At 40.5% G+C, this 16,376-nt stretch carries 14 protein-coding genes and 1 tRNA gene; 12 read left to right on the forward strand and 3 right to left on the reverse strand.

The window, feature by feature from the left end; genetic code table 11:
- Window positions 1-10: 10 nt before the first annotated feature.
- From murC to B3394_RS05505, 6 genes are all read left to right on the forward strand, one after another.
- The gene (gene murC, locus B3394_RS05480) at window positions 11-1,372 is read left to right on the forward strand and encodes a UDP-N-acetylmuramate--L-alanine ligase (RefSeq protein WP_177730016.1); all 1,362 of its coding nucleotides are present in this window, start codon (window positions 11-13) and stop codon (window positions 1,370-1,372) included.
- Window positions 1,373-1,386: 14 nt separating this feature from the next.
- Entirely contained in the window at window positions 1,387-2,112 is a 726-nt protein-coding gene (locus B3394_RS05485; protein WP_286913895.1) for a cell division protein FtsQ/DivIB, read from the forward strand.
- Between the two features lie 3 nt (window positions 2,113-2,115).
- Complete coding sequence (gene ftsA, locus B3394_RS05490) at window positions 2,116-3,516, forward strand: cell division protein FtsA (RefSeq protein ID WP_177730014.1); 1,401 nt, start codon at window positions 2,116-2,118, stop codon at window positions 3,514-3,516.
- A gap of 12 nt (window positions 3,517-3,528) precedes the next feature.
- Window positions 3,529-5,511, forward strand: a complete 1,983-nt coding sequence (gene ftsZ, locus B3394_RS05495) for a cell division protein FtsZ (RefSeq protein ID WP_177730013.1) — start codon at window positions 3,529-3,531, stop codon at window positions 5,509-5,511.
- Window positions 5,512-5,702: 191 nt separating this feature from the next.
- Window positions 5,703-6,152, forward strand: a complete 450-nt coding sequence (locus B3394_RS05500) for a GatB/YqeY domain-containing protein (protein ID WP_177730012.1) — start codon at window positions 5,703-5,705, stop codon at window positions 6,150-6,152.
- Window positions 6,153-6,202: 50 nt separating this feature from the next.
- A tRNA-Arg gene (locus tag B3394_RS05505) sits at window positions 6,203-6,276 on the forward strand.
- A 43-nt stretch (window positions 6,277-6,319) separates the two neighbouring features.
- Here the strand turns inward: B3394_RS05505 and B3394_RS05510 are convergent.
- Complete coding sequence (locus B3394_RS05510; protein ID WP_286913904.1) at window positions 6,320-6,571, reverse strand: hypothetical protein; 252 nt, start codon at window positions 6,569-6,571, stop codon at window positions 6,320-6,322.
- 36 nt (window positions 6,572-6,607) lie between these two features.
- Here B3394_RS05510 and B3394_RS05515 point away from each other — a divergent pair, with 36 nt between their 5' ends.
- The 6 genes from B3394_RS05515 (at window position 6,608) to B3394_RS05540 (ending at window position 14,526) form a co-directional block, all read left to right on the forward strand.
- Window positions 6,608-7,261, forward strand: a complete 654-nt coding sequence (locus B3394_RS05515; RefSeq protein ID WP_286913905.1) for a zinc-dependent peptidase — start codon at window positions 6,608-6,610, stop codon at window positions 7,259-7,261.
- A gap of 175 nt (window positions 7,262-7,436) precedes the next feature.
- Entirely contained in the window at window positions 7,437-8,495 is a 1,059-nt protein-coding gene (locus tag B3394_RS05520; protein WP_286913910.1) for an efflux RND transporter periplasmic adaptor subunit, read from the forward strand.
- A 48-nt stretch (window positions 8,496-8,543) separates the two neighbouring features.
- Window positions 8,544-11,621 carry an efflux RND transporter permease subunit gene (locus B3394_RS05525; protein WP_177730010.1) on the forward strand — a complete coding sequence of 1,026 codons (3,078 nt, stop codon included), beginning with the start codon at window positions 8,544-8,546 and terminating at the stop codon, window positions 11,619-11,621.
- 2 nt (window positions 11,622-11,623) lie between these two features.
- The gene (locus B3394_RS05530) at window positions 11,624-12,925 is read left to right on the forward strand and encodes a TolC family protein (protein WP_273245113.1); all 1,302 of its coding nucleotides are present in this window, start codon (window positions 11,624-11,626) and stop codon (window positions 12,923-12,925) included.
- Window positions 12,926-13,013: 88 nt separating this feature from the next.
- Window positions 13,014-13,433, forward strand: a complete 420-nt coding sequence (locus B3394_RS05535; protein ID WP_177730008.1) for a CBS domain-containing protein — start codon at window positions 13,014-13,016, stop codon at window positions 13,431-13,433.
- Between the two features lie 73 nt (window positions 13,434-13,506).
- Window positions 13,507-14,526 (forward strand): T9SS type A sorting domain-containing protein, encoded by a 1,020-nt coding sequence (locus tag B3394_RS05540; protein ID WP_177730007.1) that lies wholly within the window; start codon window positions 13,507-13,509, stop codon window positions 14,524-14,526.
- A gap of 58 nt (window positions 14,527-14,584) precedes the next feature.
- Here B3394_RS05540 and rpe read toward each other — a convergent pair whose 3' ends face one another.
- Entirely contained in the window at window positions 14,585-15,247 is a 663-nt protein-coding gene (gene rpe, locus B3394_RS05545) for a ribulose-phosphate 3-epimerase (RefSeq protein WP_286913918.1), read from the reverse strand.
- Between the two features lie 264 nt (window positions 15,248-15,511).
- Window positions 15,512-16,375: a sigma-70 family RNA polymerase sigma factor gene (locus tag B3394_RS05550; RefSeq protein ID WP_020212501.1), complete on the reverse strand. Its 864-nt coding sequence runs from the start codon at window positions 16,373-16,375 to the stop codon at window positions 15,512-15,514.
- Window position 16,376: the final 1 nt, after the last annotated feature.

Genomic DNA, 16,376 nt, shown 5'->3' on the forward strand with positions numbered 1-16,376 from the left:
ACAATATAAAATGAACTTAAACCAGATACATAACGTCTATTTCATCGGAATCGGAGGCATCGGAATGAGTGCCTTAGCGCGTTATTTCAAATACATTGGTAAAAATGTAGCGGGTTATGACAAAACGCCGACGCATCTAACCGGGGAATTACAGGAAAGCGGTATTGCGATCCATTTTGAAGACAATGTAGCGCAAATTGGGGAAGCATTTTTAAATAAAGAAAATACATTGGTGGTTATCACGCCGGCAGTGCCCAAACAGCATGCCGAGTGGAACTACTTTCTGGATAACGGATTTGTGGTGAAAAAACGGGCAGAAGTTTTAGGCATCATTACCAAAGATACCTTTTGTTTTGCAGTTGCCGGAACGCACGGAAAAACAACAACATCCAGTATTTTAGGCCACGTTTTATACGAAAGCGGTGTGGATGTGACGGCATTCCTGGGCGGAATTGTAGAAAATTATAACTCCAATTTAATTGGCAGCGGAAAAACGGTAACGGTGGTGGAAGCCGATGAATTTGACCGTTCTTTTTTACACCTGCATCCCAATATTGCCTGTGTGACCTCAATGGACGCCGATCATTTGGATATTTATGGCGATAAAGCTTCCATTGAAGCCTCGTTTATTGAATTTGCGAATAAAGTAGAAGATAAAAAGCATTTGTTTGTCACAAACGGATTACCATTGGAAGCCATCACGGTTGGTGTAAATGATGATTCCCTGTTTGTAGCGAAAAATATCAGAATTATTGACGGATGGTATGTGTTTGATGTAAGCACGCCAACCGAAGAAATTAAAGATTTGAAATTTGGTTTACCAGGGAAACATAATTTGACTAATGCATTGCTGGCTTTGGCGATGGCAAAAACATACGGTACCCCAACGGCTGACATTGCCAAAGCTTTTTTAACATTCAAAGGAGTGAGAAGACGCTTCTCGTTTCAGATCAGAAAACCGGAATTTGTGTATATCGATGATTATGCACACCATCCGACAGAAATAAATGCCGTGCACCAGGCAGTAAGGGAGTTGTATCCCGGACAGAAAGTGCTTGCCGTGTTTCAGCCGCATCTTTTTAGCAGAACCCGCGATTTTGCAGATGATTTTGCTAAGAGCCTGTCACAGTTTGATGAGATCTTTTTAATGGATATTTATCCGGCAAGAGAACTGCCAATGGAAGGGATTACCTCGCAATGGCTGCTGGATAAAATCGAGAATCCGAATAAGAAATTAGTATCAAAAGAAGCATTGCTTGCATTAATGCAGGAATCGGATGCTCCGGTGATGGTAACAATAGGAGCCGGTGATGTGGGAGAGATGGTTCCGGAGATAAAAACAGCATTGAAAACCGCTAAAAAAATAGATTAAAAAGGATAAAAACGATGAAAAAAATTAAATGGACAGATGTAAGATTGGTACTCATGATCGGGGTAGTGATTTTCCTGTATTCCTTTTCATCGAAACGGAATGAAAGCCGCCATTTGGTTAAATCGGAAGTCCGGTTTTTAGGAGATAATAATCTTTTCATAACGCCGGAAACGGTTGATAACTTGTTAATACAAAATTTTAACAAGGTTACGGGCATAAGGAAAGATAAGCTAGATTTGAATAGATTGGAGCATATTCTCGATAGTAATGAAATGATTGCAAAAGCAGAGGTGTTTGCTACTATTGACGGGACTCTAAAGGCTGTCGTAACACAAAAGACCCCTATTGCGAGAGTAGATAGTGAAGGAAGTTCTTATTATATTGACTATGAGGGTAATCAAATGCCTTTGTCGGATAATTTTACAGCAAGAGTTCCTTTGATTTCAGGTGAAATAACCACTGAAAACAAGAAACAGCTGACCGATGTTTTCAGAAAAATACATGACGATGAATTTCTGAAAAAAAACATCATCGGGATAGAAATTTCACCAACCGGTGGCCTTATCATGACGAACAGAAATTATAATTATCAGATTCTTTTCGGAAGAACAATCAATGTTGACAAGAAGTTTGATAACTATAAAGCCTTTTTTCAACACGCGATAAAGGATACCCTGATTGGAAATTATAAAACAATAAATCTGAAGTTTACACAACAAGTAGTGTGCACCAAAAATTAGAATATGGAAAAAGAGAGTATTGCAGTAGGTTTAGACATTGGAACAACCAAGATTGTTGCAATGATTGGCAAGAAAAATGAGTACGGAAAATTAGAGATTTTAGGAGTAGGAAAATCCAAAAGCCTTGGTGTGGCTCGTGGAGTTGTGAATAATATTACACAAACGATTCAGTCTATTCAGCAGGCAATTATTGAAGCTGAAGCAGATTCAGGATATAAAATTAATGATGTGGTGGTAGGTATTGCAGGACAACATATCCGCAGTATTCAGCACAGTGATTATATCAGCAGAAATAATCCGGAAGAAGTAATTGGTGATGCCGATATTGATTTACTGATCAATCAGGTACACAAATTGGCGATGTTGCCGGGTGAAGAAATTATCCATGTATTACCGCAGGAATTTAAAATCGACGGACAGTCGGAAATTAAAGAACCTATCGGGATGTACGGAGGAAGACTGGAAGCAAGTTTTCACGTTGTGGTAGGGCAGGCTTCTTCCATTAGAAATGTGGGCAGATGTATCAAGAGTTCCGGACTGGATTTATCCGGGTTAACTCTGGAGCCGCTGGCTTCTGCCGATGCGGTTTTAAGTCAGGAAGAAAAAGAAGCAGGTGTTGCGCTAATCGATATTGGAGGCGGAACAACTGATCTGGCTATTTTTAAAGACGGCATTATCAGGCATACTGCTGTCATTCCTTTTGGAGGAAATGTGATTACAGACGATATTAAAGAAGGCTGTTCGATTATTGAAAAACAAGCCGAATTGCTGAAAATAAAATTTGGCTCTGCCTGGCCGGGAGAAAATAAAGACAACGAAATTGTGTCTATCCCGGGATTAAGAGGAAGAGAGCCGAAAGAAATTTCACTAAAAAATCTGTCCAAAATTATCCATGCGAGAGTAGTGGAAATTGTAGAACAGGTTTTTGCCGAAATCAAAGCGTACGGTCATGAAGACCCAAGAAAAAAACTGATTGCAGGAATAGTATTGACCGGAGGCGGAGCCCAATTGAATCATATCAAACAATTGGTCGAATACATCACCGGAATGGATACCCGGATCGGATACCCGAATGAGCATTTGGCCGGAAATTCGGATGAAGAGATCTCCAGTCCGTTATATGCAACAGCAGTGGGATTGGTAATGAACAGTATCCGAAACAATACCAGAAGCGCAACACCACTGGCAGAAATAAGAGTGGAAACGCCAAAGGTTGAAGTAAGACAGCCGGTAATACGAGAGCCGGAAATTGAAGAAGAAGAAATAGTACAGGAACAGGAGCCAGTTAAGCCGGTTTATAACGCCAAAGATGTTGATGCCGAATCAACGAAGGACAAAATAAAAAGAGGCTTTTTTGACAAGTATATAGATAAGATTAAAGAATTTTTAGATAACGCAGAATAAAACCGATACGATATGAATAGCAACTCAGAATTTGGAAGCATTTCATTTGATTTACCAAAAAATCAATCAAATGTAATTAAAGTTATTGGTGTAGGTGGAGGTGGTAGTAATGCCATCAATCACATGTTTAAACAAGGGATTAAAGGAGTGGACTTCGTGGTTTGTAATACAGATTCACAAGCTTTGCAAAGCAGTTCGGTGCCTAATAAAATTCAACTTGGCGTTAGTTTGACAGAAGGTCTTGGAGCCGGGGCAAATCCGGAAGTAGGACAGCAATCGGCTTTAGAAAGTATAGAGGAAATTGAGAAAATGCTGGATACGAATACTAAAATGGTATTCATTACAGCCGGAATGGGTGGTGGAACAGGAACAGGTGCTGCACCGGTTATTGCCCAGTTATCCAAAGAAAGAGATATCCTGACAGTTGGTATCGTGACGATTCCTTTTCAGTTTGAAGGGAAAGTACGTCAGGAGCAGGCGTTGTTAGGAGTGGAAAGACTTAGAAAACAAGTTGACTCTTTAATCGTTATCAACAACAATAAATTAAGAGAAGTATACGGAAACCTTGGCTTTAAAGCAGGATTCTCGAAAGCGGATGAAGTATTGGCAACCGCTTCAAGAGGAATTGCAGAAGTTATTACACATCACTATACGCAGAATATTGACTTAAAAGACGCGAAGACAGTATTGTCAAACAGCGGAACAGCTATAATGGGATCGGCAATGGCGAGCGGTGAAACCCGCGCTAAAGACGCTATCGTGGATGCTTTGGACTCGCCTTTATTGAATGACAATAAAATTACAGGCGCTAAAAATGTATTGTTGCTGATTGTATCCGGAACAAACGAGATTACGATTGACGAGATCGGAGAAATCAATGACCACATCCAGATGGAAGCCGGTCACAATGCGAATATCATTATGGGGGTTGGTGAAGACGAATCCTTAGGTGATGCAATTGCAGTGACTATTATTGCTACCGGATTTAATGTAGAGCAACAGGCGGATATCGTGAATACAGAACCTAAAAAGATCATCCACACTTTAGAAGGTGAGCAAAAAATGGTTCAGGATTTAACAAGCAAACCGTTTTTACCGTCATTTGATTTTTCATCACCAATTGAAAGAGAAAATGCTCAGGCAATACTTGCGGAAGCAACGTCGCAATTGCCGGTAGAAGAAAAAATCGTTTTCTCTTTAGAAGAAGAAACAACAGAGGTTTTTGAAAAAAAAGAACCGATAGCAGCGGTTATTGAAGAAGAATTGCCAACGGCAGACTTTATCAATAATTTAGATGTGTTTTTTGAAATCGTTTCTCCGGTAAAAGAAGAAGCTCCAGTAGCAGCTGCTCCGGTAATGAGAGATGTGCGTGAAATTGAAGTTTTTGAACCGCAGTTTGTGGTGCCGAAAACAGAAGAGCAGATCACGTTCTCTTTTGATTTGCCTATCAGTAACACCGCTGCTTTTCACCAGGAAAGAGTATCGTATGAGCTGAGCAACGAAACAAAAGAAATCAAAGTGAATCAGCCGGTACAGGTTGTTCCGGTTACCGAAGTGAATAAGTCGGGAGTAGTAAAATACTCTTTGGAAGACTATATGGAGAAAGAGAATGAACTGATCACGTCCAAACCGGTTGCTGAAATCAAAGAAGAGCCCATCGCGGAAGAACTGAACTTCACGATGAAAAAAGTGGAGCCGGTAGCGCCGAATACCTCTTTTGATGAAATTTCTCCTGTGGAAATGACGATTGAAGAAACACTTCGCATGCGGGCTGAAGAGCGTAAAAGAAAAATGAAAGAGTTCAATTATAAATTCAATAACAGTGCTTCACGTGTTAATGAATTGGAAAAAGAACCGGCTTATAAAAGAATGGGCGTTGATTTAAATTCGGCACCTGTAGATAACAGCAAATCACGGATGTCTTTAGGGATGGATAGTAACGATGACTTACAGTTGCGTTCCAATAATTCCTTCCTGCACGACAACGTAGATTAACTAACCTAATTTTGAGAAACCTTTAACCCGAAATCAAATTTGATTTTGGGTTATTTTTTTTATCTTCGCAAAGCCAATTCAAATCGGGGGCAAATGCTGTCCGATGCTGAGGATGCTTAAAGAGTTTTTAGGCTGTTTAAGAGGCTTTTCCGGATCATCCGGAGAACAAAAACAATTAATATTCAAAAAAGATGAGCTTACAAACACAAATCATGGACGAAATGAAAAACGCCATGAAAGCAAAAGATACTGTTGCTTTAGAAGCTTTACGAGCGATTAAATCAGAAATATTACTGGCGCAGACTTCTTCAGGTGCTAAAGAAGATATCTCGGCAGAAGATGAAATAAAATTATTGCAGAAACTGGTTAAGCAGCGAAAAGACAGTGCTGCGATATTTTCAGAGCAGGGTCGTGCAGACCTGGCAGAGCCGGAATTGGCTCAGGTGGCGGTAATTGAAAAGTTTTTACCGGCACAATTATCGGAAGCAGAAGTAGAAGCAGTAGTGTCTAAAATTATTGCCGACGGTGGTTTTTCAGGAATGGGAAGCATGGGTCAGGTAATGGGAATGGTATCAAAAGAGTTGGCTGGAAAAGCTGACGGGAAAACTATTTCAACAATTGTTAAAAAGCTTTTGGCATAATAGTATAAAAATTCAATTCAGATTGTTTACTTTGCAACCTGAAATGAAATGACCGCGTAGTTCAATTGGATAGAATATCAGATTTCGGCTCTGAGGGTTGGGGGTTCGAACCCCTCCGTGGTCACAATTAAAGTTTAAATACTTGATCTTTATTGTTTTGTAATTAATTACACGTTAATTGCTCCTGCTGTTTTCCTGAAAGTACAATGGGAAACAGTCCTGAAACGGGTGTTTTTAGTAATTTTTAGCTGGTATAAATGGGTGTACTCTTTCTTTTGCTTGTTCAAGATCATAAGAATGACACCCCGGAAGGAAAGATGATTCTGGTCTTTTTTTTCCTGATGATCCTCCTGATGGTCCTTGTCCGCTTTACAGAACCCCTTTATGCTTATATCTTCAAGAAACCGTTTTATGTTCATTTTTACCCTTTTCCAAGGCGGTTAAACTATGAGCGGTTGTTTATCCTTCAAACGAAATTTTCTTTTTACCAGAGATTACCCGAAAAGCAAAAAAGCTATTTTGAACATCGCGTTGCTGTTTTTATAGCAAAATACCGGTTTATCGGGAAAGAAGGACTCGTGGTAAACGAAGAGATGAAAGTGCTCATTGCAGCGACTTCCACAATGCTCACTTTCGGAATGCGGCAGTACCTGTACCGCTTTTTTGATAAAATTATTATTTTCCCAACACGGTATTATTCGACGTCTAAAGGCGAATATCACAAAGGCGAATTCAATCCGGCCGTAAAAGCAATCGTGTTTTCATGGGAAGACTTTGTAGAAGGATACCTGTACGAAAACGATAACCTGAACCTCGGACTTCACGAATTTACACATGCCCTGCATTTTCAGGGATTGAGAAGCAACGACATCAGTGCTGTTATTTTTGCCGATATGTGCGCGAAAATCATAGAAGAAGTGAAACACGAACCCAACCGGAACAGACTGCTGGCATCCGGTTATTTCCGGAATTATGCCTTTACCAACGAATTTGAATTTCTGGCTGTAATCCTGGAATATTTTTTTGAAACCCCCGAAACGTTTAAGCAGTATTTCCCGGAATTATACAGTAATGTAAAAAGGATGATCAATTTTAAGGAGCATTACTGATTGCTTGAAAAAACAACAAATTTGCCGGTAAATGTTGCAGCTTGATTGTGATAAATTTAAATTTCTAAAAATATTGTTAAATAAAATTTAATGATTGAAGAAATACAGTTTTTAAAAATTAGCTTTGTTTCGTATAGCAAAAACTTACTATAACACTACATTATAAAAAATAACTATGAAAGTTAAGAATATTGTATATCTCGTTCTGATAGTAGCTTTAGGAGGATTGATAGCATATCGTATATCTGCCAACAAAGAAAAAAATAGTGAAGGAAAAGGAAAAGGCGATGGTAAAAAAGCCGCTATGGTTGCCGGAATAGTCCTGAAACCTCAGGTTTTCTCCGATAATTTATCCCTTTCCGGTTCCATTGAAGCCAATGAACAGGTTGAAATCAGAAGTGAAGTTTCCGGAATAGTGGAAAGCATTAACTTTAATGAAGGTACACACGTTACTCAGGGACAGATGCTTTTTAAGATTAACGACCTTGAATTAAGAGCGCAGCTTTCACAGGCAAAAACCAAACAGGCTCTTGCTTCGGAAAACGAAAGAAGAGCAAAATTACTACTACAAAAAGAGGCGATTAGCCAGGAAGAATACGATATTGCCAGCGCCGATTTCCGTTCGGCTCAGGCACAAACCCAGCTTATTCAGGCACAGCTTGCCAAAACGAGCGTTAAGGCTCCGTTTTCAGGGAAAATAGGATTGCGTTCCATTTCAAAAGGAACCTATGTGACGCCCACTACAGTAGTGGCAAAACTGGTAAACATGAACCAGGTGAAGATCACTTTTTCGATTCCGGAAAAATATGCCACACAAATGAAAGTAAATGCTACCCTTAGCTTTACGGTAGCCGGTTCCAAAGAACAGTTTAAAGCAAAAGTTTACGCGGTCGAGCCGGAAGTGGATGTGACTACCCGTACCCTTCAGATGAGAGCGGTTGCAGAAAATCCGGACGGAAAACTGTTGCCGGGAACGTATGCAAACGTAGCGTTGCCATTGGAAAACATCAACGATGCCCTTCTGGTACCTACAGAAGCGTTGATTCCAATTCAGAACGGTAAGAAAATATTTATTTCCGAAAACGGAAAAGCAAAAGAAATTGTTGTGACAACAGGGGCCAGAACCGATAAGAATATTCTGGTTACTTCTGGTTTGAAAGCAGGAGATACTGTCCTGACAAGCGGAGTGATGACCCTGAAAAATGATGCTCCGGTAAAAGTGACCCTAAAATAATATTTAAGACCTGTCCGCAGGCCTTAAAGTAATGCATACAACATCAAAATGAGTTTATCTACTATAAGTATCAAAAGACCGGTTCTGACGATAGTAATCAACTTAATGTTGATACTTTTCGGAGTAATTGGCTATACCTATCTGGGAGTCCGCGAATTCCCGTCTATTGACCCGGCGCAGATTTCGGTACGAACAAGCTATGCCGGCGCGAATGCCGATATTATCGAATCGCAGATCACCGAACCGCTTGAAAAAGCAATCAACTCGATTGACGGTATTCGGAATATAACTTCCTCAAGTAACCAGGGAAGCAGTAATATTACCATTGAGTTTAACCTGGATAAAAACCTGGAAGAAGCGGCGAATGACGTGCGTGATAAAGTTGCCCAGGCTGTAAGAAGCCTGCCGCAGGATATTGATGCGCCGCCGGTAGTTTCGAAAGCAGATGCCGATTCGGAGCCCATCATCACGATGACGGTGCAGAGTGACAACAAAAACGTACTGGAATTAAGCGACTATGCTGATAATGTTATCGCACAGCGTTTGCAAACCATTCCCGGAGTAAGTAGCGTACAGATCTGGGGACAGCGCAAATATGCAATGCGGCTTTGGATCGATCCGGTAAAACTGGCTTCATACGGCTGTACTGTTTCGGACGTGCGGGATGCACTGAACAAGCAGAATGTCGAATTGCCATCGGGTAAACTGACAGGTGAAAATACAGAGCTAACGGTAAAAACAATTGGAAACTTATCGACAGAAGAAGAATTCAACAATATTATTGTCCGTGCAGCTGGTGATAAAATTGTCCGTTTAAGCGATGTTGGAAAAGCATCCCTGGAAGCGGAAAACCTGGAAACAAAATTAAGCGACTCCGGTCAGCCAATGGTTGGTATGGCTATTATCCCGCAACCGGGAACCAACTATCTGGATATAGCCGAAAAATTTTATGTGCAGTACGACCAGTTAAAAAAAGACCTTCCGAAAGACTTTAAACTGAATATTGCCATTGACAATACGGTTTTCGTGAAAAAAGCAGTATTGGAAGTAGCAGAAACCCTGTTAATCTCGGTTATCCTGGTAGTATTGATCATTTACCTTTTCTTTAGAGACTGGGCCATTGCCTTCCGTCCGTTAATTGATATTCCGGTTTCGTTAATTGCGACCTTCTTTATCATGTATATCTTCGGATTCTCGGTAAATGTACTGACCTTGCTGGCAATTGTACTGGCAACGGGATTAGTGGTCGATGACGGGATTGTGGTAACGGAAAATATTTTTAAGAAAGTTGAAGAGGGAATGAGCCCTATTGAAGCTGCCGTAAAAGGATCGAATGAGATTTTCTTTGCCGTAATTTCAATCTCAGTTACACTGGCTGCGGTATTCTTACCGGTGATTTTCCTGGAAGGATTCGTAGGACGACTGTTCCGGGAATTTGGAGTGGTTATCGGGGCTGCCGTATTGATCTCGGCCTTTGTGTCCCTGACGTTAACCCCTATGCTGAATGCCTACCTGATGAAAGGCGGCGAACAGAAAAAATCGAAGTTTTACAACCTTACCGAACCCTATTTTGAAAAACTGAATAAAGGCTATGCCAATTCATTAGTAGGTTTCTTAAAAAGAAAATGGCTGAGTTTCCCGATCCTGATAGGCTGTATCGGTTTAATTGCTTTGTTCTTTACCATCATTCAGAAAGAAACGGCACCTTATGACGACAGAAGCTTTCTGAGTCTTAGGGTAACGGCTCCGGAAGGGGCAACCTACGATTATATGGACCGTTTTATGACGGAATTAACGGAGTTGATCAACGATTCGGTACCGGAAAAGAAAGTGAGTTTGATTATCACCTCTCCGGGATTTGGTTCGTCATCGGTGAACAGTGGTGTGGCGAGATTATCACTGGTAGAGCCTAATGAAAGAAAGAAAACCCAGAAGCAAATCGCAGATGATTTGTCAAAATGGACAAAACAATATTCGGAAGCAAAAGTTGCTGTTTCGGAATCGCCTACTATTGCGGTAAACAGAAGAGGCGGATTGCCGATTCAATACATCATTCAGGCGCCGAACTTTAAAAAATTGCAGGAAAAGATTCCGGAATTTATGGATGAAATATCGAAAGATCCTACCTTCTCCATTACCGATGTGAATCTGAAATTCAATAAACCCGAAATTTATGTGAGCATTGACCGGGAAAAAGCCCAAAGCCTGGGTGTTTCGGTAATTGATGTGGCACAGACTTTACAGTTGTCTTTGAGCGGCCAGCGTTTCGGATACTTTATGATGAACGGAAAACAGTACCAGGTAATGGGACAGTTTGATAAAAAAGACAGAAGTGCTCCGATGAATTTAACATCAATGTTTGTGCGTAATAAAGACGGACAGTTGATTCAGCTGGACAACCTGGTAACGATTGAAGAGCAAAGCAGTCCGCCGCAATTGTACCACAACAACCGTTATATGTCGGCTACCGTTTCGGCTGGTCTGGCACCGGGAAAAAGTCTGGGTGAGGGTATTGAAGCCATGGAGCGAGTGCGTGCGAAAGTACTGGACGATAGTTTTACAACCGATCTGGGAGGAGAATCCCGCGACTTTGTGGAAAGTAGCTCGAATACTTCCTTTGCTTTTGGTTTGGCCCTGCTCCTGATCTTCCTGATCTTAGCGGCACAGTTTGAAAGTTTTATAGATCCTTTTATCATTATCCTGACCGTTCCAATGGCGGTTGCCGGAGCCTTATTGTCGCTTTGGTTGTTTGGTCAGACCTGGAACATCTTTAGCCAGATTGGGACCATTATGTTAATTGGTCTGGTAACGAAGAACGGTATCTTAATCGTGGAATTTGCCAACCAGCTGAGGGAAGAAGGAAAAGATAAATATGAAGCAATAGTGGAAGCTGCCGAATCGCGTTTGAGACCGATCCTGATGACGAGTTTGGCGATTGCTTTGGGTGCACTGCCAATTGCGATGTCGCTTGGAGCTGCTTCACAAAGTAGAATGGGTATGGGAATCGTTATCGTTGGAGGTACGATATTCTCATTGGTGTTGACATTATTTGTTATTCCGGCTATTTATTTAATGTGGTCCAGAGCCCGTAAACATCGCCCGGAGTTTGATAATATTAAGGATTAATTATGAAGAGTTATCTATTTATTTTTATAGCGGTATTATTTGTCGGAACGGCTGATGCGCAGGAAGTTTTAACAGCGCAGGGAGCTGTTGAAATTGCGCTGAAAAACAATTACGATATTTTAATAGCAGCAAATCAGGCTAAAATAAGTGAAAAAAATGTGGGCATTGCCAATGCCGGAATGCTGCCCAAACTGGACGCCACATTAACCCAGAACAACAATATCCAGAATTCGACGCAAACACAGGCGGACGGAACGGAAAGAAAACTGGATAATGCCAAAAACAACAGCTTGAATTATGGCGTTACGTTAGGCTGGACCGTTTTTGACGGATTTAAAATGTTCGCCCGTTACGATCAGCTGAAAGAACTGGAAAAGCAGGGTGAAGCACAATTAAAATCGGCTATAGTAACCAAAATTGCCGATGTATTATCCATGTATTATGATCTGGTACAGCAACAGCAACAGCTGGCAACGCTGGATACCACTATCGTTATTTCCAAGCAAAGACTGCAAACGGCCGACAACCGTTTTAAAATTGGGAAAGCATCCAAACTGGAAGTGCTGAATGCACAGGTGGACCTGAATACGGATGCATCAAATTTACTGCGCCAGAAAGAACTTTTTGCCAATACAAAATCGGCTTTAAACGAATTGCTGGCAAGAGCGGTTACCACCGATTTTAGTGTGGTGGAAACCGTGAAAATTGATGACAAACTGGTATTGGTCGATTTGATCGCTTTAGCCGACAAACAAAACCCGGATGTACAAATAGCCATTATTAACAAAAGAGTGGCGGAACTCGACTTAAAACAGGTAAAATCGAGCCGTTACCCGGTGGTGCGGGTCAATACCGGTTATAATTTCTCGGAAACAGAATCCAGTTTAGGTTTCGTGACCCAATCTTCTACAAAAGGACTGAATTACGGATTGAGTGCCACGCTGAATATTTTCAATGGTTTTTTACAGCACCGTAATGAGAAAATAGCCAATTTGCAGGTTGAGAACTCAAGCTTTCTGCTGGATAAACAAAAGCAGAATCTGAATGTTCAGCTGGCAACGGTTTACCAGTCGTATTTAACCAATCTGGAACTGTCCAAACTGGAAGAAAAGAACGAAGAAATTGCCCGGCAGAATCTGGAAATTACTTTGGAGAAATTCAAAATCGGTACCATCACTACTATAGAATTCCGTAATGCACAATTGAACTATATTACGGCACGTACGCGTCATAGTGCGGCAAAATTCCAGGCAAAAATTTCAGAAGTGGCTTTAAAAGAATTAACCGGATCGGTGGAATTTTAAGCAAGAACTTTCTATTTAAACATGATTTTTGTCAATGTTTTTGTAACTTTATTAGGCTAAATTAGCTCATAATCAAAAACATAAAGTTATGAAACATCGTGTTCCGGTATCGTCCATTATGACTAAAAATGTGGTTAAACTCAACGTGTCTGATGATTTAACCAAGGCGGAGTTACTCTTTAAAAAAAATAACATCAGGCATATTCCTGTAGTTCGCGGCAGCGTTATTGTAGGGATGTTAAGTTATACCGATCTGCTCCGCATTTCTTTCGTGGATGCAGTAGACGACGATGATGAAATTGTCGATACTACCGTGTATAATATGTTTACTATTGAACAGGTAATGGCTAAGAAATTAGTAACGATTTCGCCGGATAGTACCATAAAAGAAGCAGCCGAAATTTTAGCGAACAAAGAGTTCCATGCCTTACCGGTAGTGGAAGGCGACCTGCTTGTAGGTATTGTAACGACTACAGATCTTATTAAATATTTGGTTAGCCAGTATTAATATTGTTATCATAGTGAGTAATATTCAAATTAATTGTTAATTTTAATGCTGAAAAACAATTAATTTGAATATTATGAAGAAAACTACTCAAAAGAATGTGTTGGCCGCATTATCTTTGGCCTTATTAGGAGTGACTGCTTCCGCGCAGAATTTCTACAACAATGGTGCTGTGAGCACCGGTACCACTACATCAAACGGTACTTCAACATCGCCGGCAGGCTACACCTGGAGTGAATTACAGAGTGTGGGCGGAGTTACCAATACCACTTTGGGATCCGGAGGTATTTTCAACACGGCTGGTACCAGTAACTTCCGGTTAGCGGATAATTTCACAATTACCTCGGCGTTAAATGTCACTTCTGTTGACTTTTTCTGTTACCAGACAAGTTATACGGGAACAACACCGCCAATTGACCAGTTAAGAGTTCAGATATGGAACGGCGACCCGTCTGTAGGAACTTCAAGTATTGTTGCGGGAGATTTGATTACAAACGTTTACAGCGCTGCAAACAGCGGAGATGCGTTAATGTATCGGATTGGGAATAACAATGCCGGTACAACCCGTAAAGTTTGGCGTGTAAGCGGTAACATCACGGCTAACCTTGCTCCGGGAACCTATTGGGTAGATTACCAGGTTCATGCTACCAATGATTCGTCTATTTTCTTTCCTGCTGTAACCATTCCGGGAACAGTGAATTTACCGGCATGGAATGCAAAACAGCACAGTGGAACAGCATGGGCAGCATTGGCAGACGGAGGTTCGGGTTTGTCGGTGGATATGCCATTTATCATTAACTACCAGGCATTCTTGGGAACAGAGAGTTTTATTTCAAATAATAAAGTTTCCCTTTACCCGAATCCGGCTTTGGAGTCTTTTAACTTAAGAGTAAATTACAATGCCACGCAGGCTGTGCCGGGACGTGTTGAAATTTATGATTTAAAAGGTGCTAAAGTAATGGATCAGAAACTGGTTGTTGCAGATGCAGACAATTATCCGGTTAATATTTCCGGATTAAATAAAGGAGTGTATCTGGTAAAAACGTTTGATGTTGACAATAATGAAATTGTTAAAACCAAATTGATCAAAGAATAAGGAACACCTATATAAAACAAAAAAGCAGTCCATCCGGACTGCTTTTTTTATGTTCAAACTATAAGGTTGTGATCTTTTTTAAATCGGCAATGGTAGCGATCGGGTCAGTAGCTTTAAATACAAAACTTCCTGCAACCAGTACATCGGCACCGGCTTCCACCAGCTGTCGTGCATTTTTATCGGTTACACCACCGTCAATTTCAATAATGGTCGCCGCATTGTTACGGGTGATGATCTCTTTTAACTGTTTTACCTTTTTATAGGTATTCTCAATAAAAGACTGACCTCCAAATCCCGGATTTACGCTCATGATGCATACTAAATCGATGTCGTTAATCACATCTTCCAGTAAAGCGACATTGGTGTGCGGGTTTAAGGCTACACCGGCTTTCATACCTTCTACTTTTATTGCCTGAAGGGTTCTGTGCAGGTGCGTGCACGCTTCGTAATGTACGGTAAGGATATCCGTGCCCAGATCTTTAAAGGTTTTGATATAACGATCCGGATCTACGATCATCAAATGTACATCGATTGTTTTTTTAGCATGTTTGTTGATTGCTTCAAGAACCGGCATTCCGAAAGAGATGTTCGGAACGAAAACGCCGTCCATAATATCAATATGAAACCAGTCGGCCTGACTGTTGTTAATCATTTCTATATCGCGTTGCAGATTAGCAAAATCAGCAGCCAGTACAGAAGGAGCTATAATACTATTTTTCATTATGTTGTGTTGTGTTTGTGCAAAGATAGTTATAATGTTAAAATTATCAGGAACAGAAGTGCATAAGAATTGTTAAATCCGGCAGCCGGCTTCTGTTGACAGGATTATAAAAGCTGCTATAAAAATAAAACTCCGGTAATCAGCCGGAGTTTCAATCATCAATCAAAAAACGAACAGTTATTGAAACTGTTGTTACTTTAAATATTTTTAGCTTAAATGTTCAAGTTATAAAGATATAATAAACATTTAATTTTCATATAAAATTTATCCTAAATAAGTTTTTAGAATCTTACTTCTGGAGGTATGTTTTAATCTTCTGATCGCTTTTTCTTTAATCTGGCGTACACGCTCACGGGTTAAATCAAAAGTTTCTCCGATTTCTTCCAATGTCATCGGGTGCTGATCACCTAATCCGAAATACAATCTTACTACGTCAGCCTCACGAGGTGTTAAGGTTTCCAGAGCTCTTTCGATTTCTGTACGTAAAGATTCGTGAATCAGTTCCCTGTCAGGATTTGGTGATTCACCGGAACGTAATACGTCATAAAGATTAGAGTCTTCACCTTCCACTAACGGAGCATCCATGGATAAATGACGCCCGGAGTTTTTCATACTCTCCTTAACATCATTAACAGTCATGTCCAGTTCTTTTGCAATTTCCTCAGCAGAAGGAGCACGTTCATTAGATTGCTCTAATAAAGCATACATCTTGTTGATTTTATTGATAGAGCCAATTTTGTTTAATGGTAATCTAACAATACGAGATTGTTCTGCCAAAGCCTGTAAAATAGACTGACGAATCCACCAAACCGCATACGAAATGAATTTGAAACCACGTGTTTCGTCAAAACGTTGTGCAGCTTTAATTAACCCCAAGTTACCTTCATTAATCAAATCGGGTAAAGTTAAACCTTGATTCTGATACTGTTTAGCAACCGATACCACAAAACGCAGGTTGGCCTTTGTTAATTTCTCTAAGGCTCTCTGGTCTCCGGCTTTAATTCTTTGTGCTAATTCTACCTCTTCATCGGCGGTAATCAAGTCAACTTTTCCAATTTCTTGTAGGTACTTGTCTAAGGAAGCAGTTTCACGGTTAGTTACCTGCTTGGTAATTTTAAGTTGTCTCATT

Source organism: Flavobacterium sp. UBA4197, assembly GCF_002379575.1.
Taxonomy (GTDB): domain Bacteria; phylum Bacteroidota; class Bacteroidia; order Flavobacteriales; family Flavobacteriaceae; genus Flavobacterium; species Flavobacterium inviolabile.

Coding starts and splice junctions, on each gene's coding strand:
- B3394_RS05530 (WP_273245113.1), top strand. CDS start 11,624: ATGAAGAGTTATCTATTTATTTTTATAGCGGTATTATTTGTCGGAACG.
- ftsZ (WP_177730013.1), top strand. CDS start 3,529: ATGAATAGCAACTCAGAATTTGGAAGCATTTCATTTGATTTACCAAAA.
- B3394_RS05540 (WP_177730007.1), top strand. CDS start 13,507: ATGAAGAAAACTACTCAAAAGAATGTGTTGGCCGCATTATCTTTGGCC.
- B3394_RS05550 (WP_020212501.1), bottom strand. CDS start 16,375: ATGAGACAACTTAAAATTACCAAGCAGGTAACTAACCGTGAAACTGCT.
- B3394_RS05510 (WP_286913904.1), bottom strand. CDS start 6,571: ATGAACATAAAACGGTTTCTTGAAGATATAAGCATAAAGGGGTTCTGT.
- B3394_RS05500 (WP_177730012.1), top strand. CDS start 5,703: ATGAGCTTACAAACACAAATCATGGACGAAATGAAAAACGCCATGAAA.
- murC (WP_177730016.1), top strand. CDS start 11: ATGAACTTAAACCAGATACATAACGTCTATTTCATCGGAATCGGAGGC.
- ftsA (WP_177730014.1), top strand. CDS start 2,116: ATGGAAAAAGAGAGTATTGCAGTAGGTTTAGACATTGGAACAACCAAG.
- B3394_RS05525 (WP_177730010.1), top strand. CDS start 8,544: ATGAGTTTATCTACTATAAGTATCAAAAGACCGGTTCTGACGATAGTA.
- B3394_RS05535 (WP_177730008.1), top strand. CDS start 13,014: ATGAAACATCGTGTTCCGGTATCGTCCATTATGACTAAAAATGTGGTT.
- B3394_RS05520 (WP_286913910.1), top strand. CDS start 7,437: ATGAAAGTTAAGAATATTGTATATCTCGTTCTGATAGTAGCTTTAGGA.
- rpe (WP_286913918.1), bottom strand. CDS start 15,247: ATGAAAAATAGTATTATAGCTCCTTCTGTACTGGCTGCTGATTTTGCT.
- B3394_RS05485 (WP_286913895.1), top strand. CDS start 1,387: ATGAAAAAAATTAAATGGACAGATGTAAGATTGGTACTCATGATCGGG.